Consider the following 267-nt stretch of genomic DNA (forward strand, 5'->3'; position numbering starts at 1 on the left):
CCTTTTTGGTTGAGTAATTCAAAATTGATAAGAGGCTCAAGCGGGATAACGCCTTTTAGCTGATTGTCAATGATGAACCAAAAACTGTCAATGATTTCACCAGGAATACTAGAGACAGTTCCATAGCTTGCATAGCGTCCTTTTGTTTCAGTAAATGCCATTTTGGTCCTCCTTTATCATTAACTTTCTAGTTTAATTTAAACGGGTTTGGCTGATCACTTCTCGAATGTTTTCCAAAGTATCTTCGATTGAATCCTGAGCTTTCAT

1 protein-coding gene is annotated in these 267 nt (G+C 37.1%); it reads right to left on the bottom strand.

Annotated features, from left to right (window positions below; genetic code table 11):
- On the bottom strand, positions 1-161 hold a 161-nt coding region (locus ETC07_RS16215; protein WP_168709233.1), incomplete at its 3' end, for a DUF960 family protein.
- Between the last annotated feature and the right edge of the window lie 106 nt (positions 162-267).

The organism is Halomonas borealis (assembly GCF_004798905.1).
Classification (GTDB): domain Bacteria; phylum Pseudomonadota; class Gammaproteobacteria; order Pseudomonadales; family Halomonadaceae; genus Halomonas; species Halomonas borealis.